The sequence below is a fragment of the Gilvimarinus sp. 1_MG-2023 genome (genome assembly GCF_030548285.1).
Map to the genome: position 1 here is coordinate 1 of NZ_JAUOSC010000258.1, position 398 is coordinate 398.

1 pseudogene is annotated in these 398 nt (G+C 50.0%); it reads right to left on the minus strand.

Annotated elements, in window-relative coordinates:
* Window positions 1-292: pseudogene (locus Q4563_RS16685) on the minus strand (circularly permuted type 2 ATP-grasp protein); the annotation flags it as partial.
* Between the last annotated feature and the right edge of the window lie 106 nt (window positions 293-398).

Below are 398 nucleotides of genomic sequence, written 5' to 3' on the forward strand. Positions count from 1 at the left end.
CTTCACTGCCAATCACATACGGAACCAGATCCATATTCCAGGTGTGAGATGGCGTGCTGGAGTCGCTGTAGATGTTATAGGTCGCCCCATCGTCCCGTAGAATACGCAACGCTTTTGACTGTCGTTCATCAAATAACGCTGGCCCCAGCTCTTTCAGGCTGTCGAGAAGATAGGACCAGTGCGGGCGCAGCTCTCCATTGGCATCGACAGCTTCATCCTGAAGCGCCGGATTATGACGATAGATCAGATCATCGCTGTCTGGCCCGGAGGCCTGTGACATAGTCTGCGACATGCTTGTTCTCGCTGCGGATTTCAATAAATGCTCGTTAAAAATTCAGACCAAAAAAATGGCCGCTTATTAGCGACCATTATGTCAGATTGGGGAAATTGTCTCAGCT